7 protein-coding genes are annotated in these 13703 nt (G+C 42.4%); 3 read left to right on the top strand and 4 right to left on the bottom strand.

Features of this window, described 5'->3' with window-relative positions; translation table 11 throughout:
* Window positions 1–102: 102 nt before the first annotated feature.
* On the top strand, window positions 103–2391 hold the full coding sequence (locus JMX50_RS05835) for a TonB-dependent receptor (RefSeq protein WP_201628804.1): 2289 nt from the start codon (window positions 103–105) through the stop codon (window positions 2389–2391).
* 153 nt (window positions 2392–2544) lie between these two features.
* Window positions 2545–4257 carry a multidrug ABC transporter permease/ATP-binding protein gene (locus JMX50_RS05830; RefSeq protein ID WP_201628803.1) on the top strand — a complete coding sequence of 571 codons (1713 nt, stop codon included), beginning with the start codon at window positions 2545–2547 and terminating at the stop codon, window positions 4255–4257.
* Window positions 4258–4750: 493 nt separating this feature from the next.
* Here the strand turns inward: JMX50_RS05830 and JMX50_RS05825 are convergent, their stop codons facing one another.
* The 4 genes from JMX50_RS05825 to JMX50_RS05810 form a co-directional block, all read right to left on the bottom strand.
* Window positions 4751–6451, bottom strand: coding sequence for a PepSY-associated TM helix domain-containing protein (locus tag JMX50_RS05825; protein ID WP_201618841.1), 1701 nt, complete (start codon window positions 6449–6451; stop codon window positions 4751–4753).
* A gap of 26 nt (window positions 6452–6477) precedes the next feature.
* Window positions 6478–6768: a hypothetical protein gene (locus JMX50_RS05820; RefSeq protein WP_201628802.1), complete on the bottom strand. Its 291-nt coding sequence runs from the start codon at window positions 6766–6768 to the stop codon at window positions 6478–6480.
* A 60-nt stretch (window positions 6769–6828) separates the two neighbouring features.
* Window positions 6829–9105: a TonB-dependent siderophore receptor gene (locus JMX50_RS05815; RefSeq protein ID WP_201628801.1), complete on the bottom strand. Its 2277-nt coding sequence runs from the start codon at window positions 9103–9105 to the stop codon at window positions 6829–6831.
* A gap of 383 nt (window positions 9106–9488) precedes the next feature.
* On the bottom strand, window positions 9489–10988 hold the full coding sequence (locus JMX50_RS05810; RefSeq protein ID WP_201628800.1) for a PepSY-associated TM helix domain-containing protein: 1500 nt from the start codon (window positions 10986–10988) through the stop codon (window positions 9489–9491).
* A gap of 494 nt (window positions 10989–11482) precedes the next feature.
* Here JMX50_RS05810 and JMX50_RS05805 point away from each other — a divergent pair, with 494 nt between their 5' ends.
* Window positions 11483–13618: a TonB-dependent siderophore receptor gene (locus tag JMX50_RS05805; protein WP_227670933.1), complete on the top strand. Its 2136-nt coding sequence runs from the start codon at window positions 11483–11485 to the stop codon at window positions 13616–13618.
* Window positions 13619–13703 lie beyond the last annotated feature (85 nt).

Below are 13703 nucleotides of genomic sequence, written 5' to 3'. Positions count from 1 at the left end.
TACTTAAGGCTTTAAAAATATTTAAAATTAATATTGCGCCCCTATTGTAATGAAAATGATTATCATTATAATAGTGATTTAACTTACACATTGGTAACATTCATGCAACTGTCTCGCCTATATTCCGCCCTATTTTGCCTTAAAGCATCTAACAGAGCGCGTCATCCATTTTCAGTAAAATCACTGTCTATCTTTCACCTGTCTACCTCAGTCGTTTTACTTGCTGCCAGCCAAGCAGCATGGGCACAAACCGATATAAATAACGACAGTCAATCAGATGTGCCAAGTGTGGTACTTGATACGATTGTAGTGACCAGTAGTGCTGATGCGTCAGCAGATGGATTGCCAGATGCTTACGAAGGTGGCCAAGTCGCGACCGGAAGCCGTGTAGGGATTTTAGGCAATCAAGATATCATGGATACGCCATTTTCTACTACATCGTATACCAACGAATACATTGCCAACCAACAAGCTCAAAGCGTAGGCGACCTGCTTAAAAAAGACCCCACTGTTCGCGTTGCAAGGGGTTTTGGTAACTTCCAAGAAGCTTACTTTATGCGCGGTTTCATCACCACATCAGATGATACGATGTTTAATGGCCTATACGGCATTTTGCCTAGACAGTATATCGCCACCGAATTATTTGAGCGTGTTGAAGTTCAACGCGGCGCATCTGCTATGCTAAACGGTGCAGCACCCAGTGGCGGCAATGCTGGTGGTACGATTAACCTACTACCAAAGCGTGCTAGTAATGATCCCCTACGCCAATTAACGCTTGGTTATGGTCAAGGTGACCAAGGTAAAGTGGCGGTAGATGTTAGTGACCGTTTTGGTACTGATGATGCATTTGGCGTGCGCTTTAACGCCGCTTATCAAGATGGCGATAGTGCCATCGATGATGAGTCTTCAACATTAGGATTGGCAGCGCTTGGGCTAGATTATAAAGGCGAACAATACCGATTATCAGCAGATTTGGGCTGGCAAGATAATAAACTTAAAGAGACTCGTCCTAGCGTCAATCTTGGTGGTGTTTCTAGCATACCAAAAGAGCCAGACGGCTCAAAAAATTGGGCTCAGCCTTGGACGTACTCAGATGAAAAAGATATCTTTGGTACCATTAGAGGTGAATATGATTTTAATGATAATCTCACCGCTTATGGTGCTTACGGCATGCGAAGTGGCGAGGAAGAAAACTCACTAGCCACCTTAACCGTCAACAATGCTGATGGTGCGGGCACAATTTATCGTTTTGATAACTCTAGAGAAGATTTGGTACAAAGTGCCGAGCTTGGTCTACGTGGTAAATTGCAAACCGGTGAAGTGGCTCATAACTTAGTGTTGGCCGCAAACCTATATGATCAAGAAGAAAAAGGCGCATTCGCGTTTGATTTTGGCAATCAACCTGCGACCAATTTATACCGCCCTACCGACTACACGGAAGTCCCTTTTACAAGTACAGCTACGTTTGGCGGTAACTTAGATGATCCAAAGTTAACCAATGAGAAACAACTACAAAGCTTTGCGCTAGCAGATACCATATCGCTGTTCGATAACAAACTTAAAACCACGTTAGGTGTGCGTCATCAAAATATAAAAACCACCAGCTATGATGCCAACACGCAGGCAGAAACTGCTCATTACGATAAGAGCGAGTGGACACCAAGTATCGGTATTGTCTATCAACCAAACATGGACTGGTCGTTCTACGGTAACTATATCGAAAGCTTAGCGCCAGGAAAAACAGCCCCTCAAACAAATAATAGTGCCCCTGTCACCAATGCTGGTCAAGCTTTGAACCCTTACGTGAGCGAACAAACTGAAATTGGCGTAAAGTATGACAACGGGCTTATTGGTAGTAGTTTGGCAATATATCGCACTGATGCCGCACGTGACTATATCGATGCTTCAAACACCCTTATATCTGCTGGTAAAAACCGTCACCAAGGTGTAGAACTGACCGTATTTGGTAGCCCTAGCGAAAATATGCGTCTAAATGCGGGCGTCAGTTATTTAAGTGCCAAACAAAAAGACACCGGTGATTCAGCGCTAGATGGTAATAAAGTCATCGGTCTGCCTACCTTACAAAGTAATGTCAATCTAGAATATGATGTTGCGGCACTCGAAGGACTAACCTTAACAGGTGATATCATTCATACGGGCCCACGCTATGCCGATAATGCAAACACTTTAAAAGTTGACGGTTATACGACGTTAGATCTTGGTGCTCGCTATAAGACCGTGCTAGCAGGTCAAGATGTCACCTTAAAAGGCATGGTAACCAATGTCACGGGCGAAGATTATTGGCAGTCAGTCGGTGGTTATACAGATGCTGGTTATTTAAATGCGGGCGAACCCACTGCGTTAAAAGTTTCAGCGACGTTTGACTTTTAAATTTGAACGCTAAGCTTCGCCAATGAAACTACTATACTGAATAAACTGTCGTTATAGAATCATTATCGGGTTTGAATAAAAGGGATTAGGCGCCACCTACTCCCTTTTGTGCTATCTAAAAATATGCAAAATTCATTTTATTATTGAGTCCTTATGTCCTCTCGCGCTACAGCCTCTCTATATCATATGATCTGGTCGCATTACCGCCTGCCTTTTCTCAAAGTTATCTTATTAAATTTAGTCAATGCGGCGGTCAGTGTGGGTATTATTGCTTATATTAATCACACTTTTATCAGTCAGCCTGTTTTTAATACCTTGTCATGGCAAAGTTTAGGCTATTTTTCAGCGTTAGTCATTCTCCTATTAGTCACGACTTTTTTATCACAATATGCCCTAACCCACTTGGGTCATAGATTTGTGTATGAGCTCAGAACCAAGCTGGTAAAACAAATCATCGATACCAACGTTCCGCAGATTGACAAGTTAGGGAACGCCCAACTACTTGCCAGCTTATCTACCGATATCCAATCGATTACCGTCGCTTTTGTCCGTATGCCAGAGTTGGTTCAGGGGATTATTTTATCTAGCGGAGTCGCCTTATATTTGAGTTGGTTGTCATTGCCATTATTGCTGATCATCATGGTTTGGATTGTAATGACGATTTGGATAAGCACCATTTTGGTGAAGCACGTTTATAAGCATTTAACAGAATTAAGGGAGATTAATGATCTTTTGTATCAAGATTATCAATCTATTATCGAAGGGCGAAAAGAGCTTGCACTTAATCAGCACCGCGCGCAAAAGCTGTATACCAATGATTTTTTAAGTCACGCCCAGTCTTATAAAGAGCGCGTTATTAAAGCAGATACCTTTCACTTATCAGCAGTGAATTGGTCGAACATTATGATGTTTGCAGCGATTGGTGTCGTCTTTGCGGTCTCAAACTATCTTAATATTCCCATGAGCGTTGCCACCACTTTTTCTTTAACCATTCTATTTATGCAATCGCCGCTGCTACAAGCCGTTGGCGCTTATCCAACTTTACAAACGGCGCAAGTCGCGTTAGATAAAATACAGACGTTGGCGCTTGCTGATTATCAACCAGCATTTTTAACCAATATAGCAGCAAATGACTGGCAGACCATCTCACTGAACAATGTGAGTTATCGCTATCAAGGTATAAACCACAATATACAAGAAGTTGTGACTGAAAATAAGTCGCTTACTGATGACATTTTAAAAAATGTCAATCTCACCTTGAGGCGTGGCGAAGTGGTGTTTTTGATAGGCTCTAATGGTAGCGGTAAGTCTACCCTTGCAAAAATAATTACTGGTATTTTTACGCCTACGACAGGCGCTGTAAAAGTAGACAAACAGGTGATGGATTCGGACAATAATAGCCATTATCGGCAGCTATTTTCTGCCATTTTTAGCGATCAACATCTTTTTAAACAATTAATCGGCAGTCAAGACAATGACCCTGATATGTCTTTAGTGACCGAGTGGCTGCATAAATTGAACCTGCAAGATAAAGTGACGGTAACTGAGCATCGATTGTCTACCGACAAGCTGTCCCAAGGACAACGCAAACGCTTGGCCATGTTGCTCGCTGTCGCCGAACAAAAGGACTTTCTGCTGCTCGATGAATGGGCCGCTGACCAAGACCCTGCTTTTCGCCGAGTATTTTATCAAGCGCTGATTCCTGAATTAAGAGCTATGGGCAAAACGCTGTTTATTATCAGTCATGACGACGGTTATTTTGAGCATGCTGACCGCTTGCTTATGATGAAAGAAGGAAAACTGACGGAATTAAATGCAGAAGAACGCCAGCGCGCCAGTGCGGACGCCATTGCTATGCTAGAGTAGCTTCTTAGGTAAAATAACTGCTGATAAACCATACTATTAAACTACTTAATTCCAAAGAATAGCATAGCCTTTGGCGGGCAAAGCACATAGCAAGCGGGAGAGATTTATAGCAGCATTTTATTTTTAACATAGCTCTTTTATATAAACTGACTATGCCAGTTTTTCATAAATAACCATGCTTAAATATACACCTCCTGCTGCTACGATTAAGCTGGCAAACCAGACGACGATAAAGTAACCAGTATGAAGCGATGAACAAGTTAAGATAAAACTTACCAATAGCAGTAGCAACCCCATCCATCGTAACCATTTCTGTTTAATAATATATCGTTTCTGCTCATCATGATGAGATAGCAGGTTTGACCTTACGGCGACTAAGAGTGGCCGTTTGAGATGAAACTTATCCCTATGTCTTTTACTCGTCATCATTAATACCATCATACCTAGCAGATTAAATGCCAATAGCAATCCAGATAACAGCACGTTAGACATACTATAAATTTCCCATCTGAAGCTTTGAACGACTAGGCGGCTTTATTTTTTGCTGGTGAGATGCTTTCTTAAAACTGACCACATAAGTAATATAAGCAAACAGTAAGGCTAGAATAAAAAACATAACGTCGAAGCTGATAAAGAGCACATCGAAGCTCAAGATACTGTGAAGCAATCCACGCTCGGTAGTTAGGCTGTTGAGTAGCGGTGTGAATAAAAGCAATAGAGTGACCAATGATAATAATAGACGCCACGCACGACGACTAGAGAGTAATAACGTCAGCAAGAAACCAAACGCCCAGATGATAAAAAAACCATCTACTTCCCACTTCCCTCGCCCTATTAACTCTAGCGGCAATAAACGATTGAGCCATAAAAAACCTATCATTGCTAAAGGCAATCCCGCCAGCGTCGCAATATTGAGCTTTTCTACTAACCAAAATCCCCAATCAGGCTTATCTATAGTGAATAATTGGCGGCGACGTTTAACCGTCCAAAGCACTAAGCCTGTTGCAATCATACCGCAGCCCGCTGCGCCACATAAAAAGTACAACCAGCGCAGCCAGTTATCAGCAAAGCGTCCTGCATGCAAACCTATCATGACCGCTTGTGTTTCCACAGCAAGCGGCGGTGGTCGACTGTCTTTGAGTACTTTGCCTGTCTGCCCATCATAAATACGAAATACCCCTAACGTCGATAATTGATGCTCAGCTTTACCATCGATAATAATCATACTTTGGTCAGTATTAGGGTGATTAATACTGACACTGGTCACGGCATAATTAGGGTTGCGTTTTTGCCAATCAGATCGCGTTGTAGCAAGCAATGGAGCAATACTGGCCATAGGGGCAGTCTGTAACTCGGTTGTATCCGCTGCCCGATAAGAATAAATTTCCTTAAAAAACTCTTCATTATCTACCCCAGACACCATGCCTGCCCACGGCATATACAAGGTTATCAAGGTAATAATGCCGGTAAAGGTAATCATCAAATGAAATGGTATTGGCAGCACAGAAAAAGCATTGTGCGCATCAAGCCACGAGCGTTGCCCCTTGCCCCAACGAAAGGTAAAAAAATCCGTAAATATTTTTTTGTGGACAATAATGCCTGTGATAATAGCAATCAACATCATCATAGAAGCTATACCAATGATAATTCTGGCCCATATCACACTCATATAATGCAAATCAAAATGCATACGATAAAAGAAGTGACCGCCTACGGTATCTCTTGGTGTATATGCCATTTGGGTTTGCGTATCAAACTGATATTTTAGCCTTTTGTCATCTGTAGTCACATTGATATGCAGACGTTGAGCAATATTATCGCTATCAATATCTTTAGCAATAAACCAGTTTTTGGCATGGGCTTGGGTTTGCTGTAAGTGAGCGATTGCCCTACCAAAACCATCTGACTTATCTTTTAGATTCGTCACATTTTGGTTGTGCGTAAATGTTGAAGACGTTAATGGCGTTTGCTGAGAGCGTGCCGGAATTTCAGGTTGCATCCATGCCGTCAGCTCATTATTAAAATAACTGACGGTGCCCATCAGAAAAATGGTAAACAGCAACCAACCTAATAACAGGCCAAACCAAGTATGGACGTCAGATAAAATGACTCGATAGCCCTTCACTTTAGTTTTACTTTTTGTCTGAATATTACTCATTGTGGCAGTTTGGGTCTTAGTAGAGTCTGAGGGCATAATAACAGCCTGATGGTAAGAAAAATCTAAATAGCGACATAATCAATCACCCCTAATATCCCTGCAATACCGACGACCACCGCCCATGCCAGCCATAAACGACGCAAAGAAAATACTAAGACAAGGATGAGCGCGCATACAACAACGCTAGCAATTTGACCCCAATAGATGGCAGAAATCTCATCTATAGGTAAGGCCAAAAACATCAAACTCGTAAGCACCGCGATGCCATAGCTACCAATAATCGCTAAAAAAATACGACTAAGGACTTTAAAATCAGGTAGATAAAAACCATGACTGCTACGGCGCTTACTCATGTGACTGCCTGCATATTAAGATAGATGGTCATAATCGGTATGAAAGTTAAAAGCGAACGATTAAAAGCGATAGGTTAATCTGCCGACTACATTCAAAGGCTCACCGTAAGTCAATTCACTAAAGGTGCTGCCCGCAAGATACTTTTGATTAAACAAATTATTCACATTAACCTGCGCTTCAAGATTGTCGTTAAAAGTATATCTTGCCATGATATTGGCAAGCGTCACGTCATCTTGACCGTACTTTTCAGATTGTTTTGTCACAGGGTTTTTGACAATGCCATAGTATCCATTTGACCAGTCAACGCCGCCGCCAATGATTAAATTAGGAATGATATGATCAAGATTATAAGTGGCAAACAGATTCAGCGTGGTATCGGCAAAGCCTGTATTGATGGTCTTGCCCTTGTTATCTTCAGCATTAAAATGCGTATAACCAACGCTCGCTTGTAGTTGGTCGCTGATTTGACCAGACACTTGTACTTCTACACCCTGACTGATGGCACCTTTTGCTCCGTAGTAGGCTTTTTCAAGGTCGGTGCCGGGTATTATTTGACCGCCATCGAGTTGAGCAAGGTTGTCCTGCTCGATTCTAAAAATACTCACTTGGCTTTGTAATGCGCCATTATCTGACTCACTTTTTAGACCGATTTCATAGTTTTTACCTTCAATAGGATCGAGGAATTTGCCATTTATATCACGCTGAGTTTGAGGTTTGAAGATATCACTGTAGCTGGTATAAAGACTGTGATTGTCATTAACCGCATAGGTAATACCTGCGTACGGAGTCCAGATGTGTTTGGCTTCCGTGTTGACGTTTCGGCCATACTGCACACCTGAGCGTTCAAAATCAGACACACGCGTTCCCAAAATCACGGCTAAAGGATCCGATGGTTTGAGCTGAGTTGCCGCAAAGATAGCTTTTTCTTTGGTTGTGACATCAGAGCTGCGATTGCGCTCTCCCCATTCTGGTTCAAGATAACTGCCATCCCAGTCAGAAAAATCTGGGAGCGGCAATATACCATCAGGCGGTGACTTATAAGTGAAAGTATCAAGATCACTTTTACTATAGGAACCGCCTACGATGAGCTTATGCGTCTTTCCCAACGCATCAAAATTACCAGTTAACTTGCTTTTAACATTGAACTGTTTGCGTTCGGTATCGGCATGAAATGGGTTTAGGTTAAAAATAAGTCCAGTAGTAGCGTCCACTTGTTGGTCGCCATTGGCATACATATAAAGCAGCTTTGGACTACTGTCACTCTCGTTATAGCTGGCATTGGCGGTCAAGTTCCAGTCGGCATTAAAATCATGGTCAATATCTGCAAAGTAATAGGTATTATCAGAATCCCAGTTTGTCCAATCTGCGCTGCCATTTTTACTGGTATCCCAATCCGCTTTTGACCCATCACTTAGATAGTTTGGCAAGCCGCCCCACATGGTTGATTTTGATTTATTGTGTTGACCGCTAGCACCCACACTGACCGTGGTGCTGTCGCCCACGTCCGCATCTACTGTGGCATAAAACAGACTTTGACCCAGTTCTTGACGGTCGATAAAGGTATTACCATCTTGATAGCTAGCCACCACTCGGCCTCGTACCGCCCCGCTTTCGCTTAATGGCTGGCTACGGTCAACACTGAGACCATATTGCCCATAACGATCAACATTGGCGGATAGCTCTGTTTTTGGCACAGCACTATCAGCCCGTTTACGTATCAAGTTGACATTGGCAGAAGGGTCGCCTGAGCCACTCATCAAACCAGTCGCGCCGCGTACGATTTCAACATGGTCAAACATCGCGGTATTGGCAGAGTATTCGCCCATGGCAGCTTGCTGGACAAAATCGGTGTTTAAGCCGTCAATTTGGAAGCTATTGATAGCAAAGCCTCTTGATGAAAGACCATTACGCGCGCCATCAACGCTACTTACTTGAATAGCAGGCGTGCGTTTAAGCACATCTATTAGGGTGTTTGAATTTTGATCTTTGATTTGCTGGTTGGTAACCACACTGACCGCTTGCGGTGTTTCTTTGGCCGACAAGCCCATACCTGTGGCACTACTGGTGACAGGGATTGTATAGCTATCAGTATTTTCCGTGACCTGTTTATTTGTCTCTGCCATGACCACGATAGTCGGTAGCGTAGTACTTGGTTCTGTCGTATTCTCGTCACGATTGATTTCAATGCCGTTATCATCGGTTTGTTGCTGTGATACTTCAGCATGAATCATAGATGAGCTTACTGCCAACGAAGCAATGGCTGAAAGGTGCATGGTTTGCTTAACGAACCAACTTAAAGGGTTAGGTTTATGCTGTTTTCTACTTTGTGTAATCATAAACATCAATGGTATCTCAATGAAAGTGAGGAGAATTTGAGGGAAGGCAGTTATTCAAGACAATAGTGCTTACTAATACATGTCAACTTTGTAGAGCGTCATGAGAAATGAGCTATTTATTAATAGTCCTGGTGAATAAATATATTATTTGTTACATTAGAGTTTGTACATGATAAAGATAATAATAATGATTATCAATACAGTATTGAAATATTTTTGATACAGTGAAGGTCTACGTCATGAGATAGCAATACTTTTTTGTTAGCAAACACTATAGATAAAAATAGCACAGCAAAAAAAAGGCCACTTTTTAAAAGTGACCTCAATTAAGCACAGTATCTGTTAAACCTTAACTATTAACTGCCTAAATTTAAGCATATAGTTTATTTGAATAGCTTCTGTACAAAGTGCGCCCGAGAAATTACCAAAAAATCCAACAACGTAATAGCCATAATCACAATGATTGCTGCTGGGAATATAATAGCCACAACAAGCAATGGAATGGCAAACGACCACCATATGGAAAAACCTTGTCCACGTGCTGGTGGATTTAGTCCAATGATTTCGTTGGCATTACGAGGACGACGTTGCCACCATATGACATAACCGCTCACACAAATTGCAATCACTGATAAGCAAAACAGTCCATTGGCTAACACGCTCCATAATCCCAGCGTTCCCATGTGAATAGCCGCACCCGCTGCCATAAACTTGCCAAAAGCATTGTAATCCTCAAAGCGGATATCAGCCAATATCTTCCCCGAATAGCGGTCGATATGTACCGTACGGTCAGCCGTTGGACTTTTCATATCGTAGCTCATAGAATCTTGGCTAATCGTCCACACTCCTGTCGCGCCTTGTGGTAGATTCAGCTGATAACGCCCTTCAAAGCCAATCTCACGAGCAAACCTATCTACCGTATCAATCATAATGGGAATATTAGGCGCGATACCGTTCTCACCTTTCGTTGACCCTGACAGCGGCATCGGTGTCAGTTCTAGCACCCAAGGTACCTCTTTGGTACTGCCCGTATTTAATACACGACCATGTGTTGGTGTAAGTGTTGGTGCTGCTCCATGAACGTGCAGCGCGGCATTGGCGTTATCCATATCCATACCCGCATGATGCTGACCATGGTCAATCGAAAGTGGCATGGGCGCCACGCCCCATTTACCGGCCGGAAACTGACTCCAAGCTTGTATGATTCGCTCGCCCCAAATACCTGCCCAAGCCATGCCTGAAATGCAAAAAAACAACAAGACAATGGATATCCAAGTGCCTAAGGTGGCGTGAATAGTACGGAAAAATGAACGCTTTTTCTTTAGGTTACTATCATCCGGAATCAACATAGCTTTGACAGATTTGCGTTTTTGCCACCACAAGTACCAACCCGTTAAAACCATCAAAATAGTTAATGAGGCGGTGGCTTCTTGAATAAAATCACCAACCTTCCCTAACAGCAAATCGCTATGAATACTATCAAGGGTATTGTACAAGCCCGTATTAGTGGGGGTACTTTTAACAATATCACCTGTGTACGGATTCACCGCCACCATATTGTCATGCCTACCTGATACCACTTGAAACAAGGCCACCGTATCGGTGTTGCGGGGTGCGATATATTTAATCAGCGTGCTATCTGGTAAGGTTTGAAGGGCGTTTTTTGCTTGATTGGCGATTGGTGCTTGAACCATAGACTGTAGAGGGGTGACGGTTAAACGATCACTATCTCGGCCTGTTGTATTGGACATAAGCAGCATGCCAAGTCCTGTAAACGCTAAAATAATCAAAAAAGGGGCAATAAACATGCCTGCATAAAAATGCCATCTCCATACTGTAAAATAGCGTTGATTGTTAGGGGGTTGACGTGTATCTCTACTCATAAATATGACCTTTAACCATCTTTAGCTGCTCAATTAACGTCATGAACGCATTGATAATATTAATATAAAATAGCTGATTGTTAGATTCGACCCAAAATATTTCCAAGCCTATAACGTGTTTTTAAAGATGGCAGCATCATACAAGAAAACTCATCAAAACACTGCGATTTATAGGAAATAATTGGCCTTATATGAGGTGCTTTTTAACTTTTTATAATTTTAATCAGTAATGATTTTTCCTCACTTAAACCTTATGTATTCTGTATAAGTGCTGACAATAAATACCTCCAATGCTTCTATAAAAACTCTTATTGTAATTTTTTAATGATAACAATAATCATTAGTGTTATCATTATTCCCATATTTATATACTCATCTTTTAATTTAAAACCGTCAACTACTTCTATCTGAAAGGAAATACGATGCCGTCTCTTTTATGTTCCAAATCTGCCCGAAAGAAACAACTAAGAATAGCAGTCAGGATTGGTTTATTAATGAGTATTAGCCATGGTGCATATGCTGAAGAAACGGCAAGTAATATTGAAGATGTCCAAAACGAAGATGAGAATGTTGCTACTGTTAATCCGACACCAGCGACGACCTTAGATACTATTACGGTTTATGCCGATAGCTACCGCAGTACAGGCACCAAAACTGCATTAGACCCTAATGATGCGCCAATAAGTTATACGAGAATCAATCAAGAACTATTACAAAAACGCCAAGCAGACAGTGTCAACGCGGCCTTGCGTTACGAGCCCGGCGTGAGTACTGAGAGCCGTGGTACGGTATCTATTTTTGATGAATACAATATTCGCGGTTTTAAGACTTATTCCAATTTTTATGATGGATTACGCCTCCCCTATGACGGTGCTTGGAACCTGATGCCGCAAGTAGACATTTATGCGACTGAAGCGGTAGAAATCTTAAAAGGACCAGCATCCTCACTTTACGGCTACGCGGCTCCAGGTGGCATGGTCAATCAGGTCGCCAAAACACCAAAAAGCACTCAAGCATCTGAAGTGCAGTTACGACTTGGCAATCAAAATCTCAAAGAAATGTCGGTCGATACGACAGGCCCTATTTCAGATACGCTTAATTATCGCTTGGTGGCATTAAAACGTAAAAAAGAGGGTCAGATGCAGACCACAGAAGAAGAACGCACTTTAATTAATCCGTCACTTGAATGGCGACCGACAGAAGATGTCTCCGTTCTTGCCAATCTTTTTTACCAAGACGATCCAGAGATGGTGCCTTCTACTCCGCTGCCAGCTGTTGGGACAGTCTACAATGCCAGCTATGGCAAGCTAGATAGTGATGCCTACGCAGGTGACGAGTGGAATCATTTTAGCAAAGAAGTACTGATGCCAAGTGTGACTGTCAACTGGGCTATCAATGACAAATTAACTTTTAAGCATATCCTACGCTATACCGATGCCGAAGCGCAGCAGCGCAATATGTACAATCAAGAAGGATTTATCACGGGTAGCGACAAGATTTTAAATCGTGTGGCCTATACCACTGATGAAAAGATGAACAACTGGACCACAGACAATCAGCTGGCTTATCAGTTAGATACCGCCAATATCTCGCACAATTTATTATTCGGTGTGGAGTATCAAGAAACGGACAGTAGCGCCACTTATTATGATGCTGGCGCAGATGGCACCCCAAACCTTGATTTGTCCAACCCCGATTTTTCACAAATCAATGCTGGCACTTTGCCATTAGATATTTATCGACAGAAACAGGACATCGAACAAAGCCAGCTAGGATTTTATGTACAAGATGAGATGCAGTGGCAGGATTTGACGGTAGTAGCAGGATTACGTCACGATAATTTTGACAGCACGACCGAGCAAACCGACGCCTCTAAAGGTGCGGTTTATAGTAACAAAACGATTGACAATGACGCTTCAAAAACCAGTGGTCGCCTTGCTGCCATTTATGACTTCGATAATGGCCTATCTCCTTATGCCAGCTACTCACAGTCGTTTCAGCCCGTTGTCGGTAGCAACTTCATTACCAATAAGGCATTTGAGCCAACCACCGCTGACCAGTTAGAAGTTGGTATCAAATATCTGTCCTCAGATCGCGCCACTCAAGGGACGTTGGCGGTGTTTGACATCACACAAAAAAACGTGGTGGTGGCAGATGAGATCAGTTATAGAAGTCAAACCCAAACGGGTGAAATTACCTCTAAAGGCTTCGAGGTTTCAGGCAGCCACATGCTAAGTGAGTGGGTAGATATTGCTGCAAGCTACAGCTATACCGATGCTGAGATTACCAAAGATGAATTCAACCCTGACGTGGTAGGTAACACCCCAGCACAAACCGCTAAGCACAAGGCGACACTGTGGGCAGACTATTACGCCACAGATAAGCTTACCCTCAATGCAGGGGTTCGCTATGAAGACGGAATGCAACTTGATAAGCAAAATTCCGATGCGCTGCCAAGTGTGACATTGGTAGATATTGGTGGCAGCTATAAGGTCAATCCGATGCTGACGGTTGGTGCTAGTATCAATAACTTGTTTGATAAAACCTATGTCGGTACTTGCTACGATAGCAATAACTGTTGGATGGGGCCTGAACGCCAAATATCAGTCAGTCTAAAGGCCAACTTTTAAACAATGTAGGACTTATTATTACCAAGGTAATGTCAGTCTTATACACTTGCTTTATCTAAAATGATGACTTAAAACATGAAACACT

Source organism: Psychrobacter maritimus, assembly GCF_904846345.1.
Lineage (GTDB): Bacteria > Pseudomonadota > Gammaproteobacteria > Pseudomonadales > Moraxellaceae > Psychrobacter > Psychrobacter maritimus.
The sequence above is the reverse complement of the archived record's forward strand: the minus strand, read 5'-3'. Positions and strand labels throughout refer to the sequence as shown.

Bases quoted from the DNA above. Each gene is read 5' to 3' on its own strand.
- JMX50_RS05835 (WP_201628804.1), top strand. From the start codon at position 103: ATGCAACTGTCTCGCCTATATTCCGCCCTATTTTGCCTTAAAGCATCT.
- JMX50_RS05830 (WP_201628803.1), top strand. From the start codon at position 2,545: ATGTCCTCTCGCGCTACAGCCTCTCTATATCATATGATCTGGTCGCAT.
- JMX50_RS05825 (WP_201618841.1), bottom strand. From the start codon at position 6,451: ATGCCCTCAGACTCTACTAAGACCCAAACTGCCACAATGAGTAATATT.
- JMX50_RS05820 (WP_201628802.1), bottom strand. From the start codon at position 6,768: ATGAGTAAGCGCCGTAGCAGTCATGGTTTTTATCTACCTGATTTTAAA.
- JMX50_RS05815 (WP_201628801.1), bottom strand. From the start codon at position 9,105: ATGATTACACAAAGTAGAAAACAGCATAAACCTAACCCTTTAAGTTGG.
- JMX50_RS05810 (WP_201628800.1), bottom strand. From the start codon at position 10,988: ATGAGTAGAGATACACGTCAACCCCCTAACAATCAACGCTATTTTACA.
- JMX50_RS05805 (WP_227670933.1), top strand. From the start codon at position 11,483: ATGAGTATTAGCCATGGTGCATATGCTGAAGAAACGGCAAGTAATATT.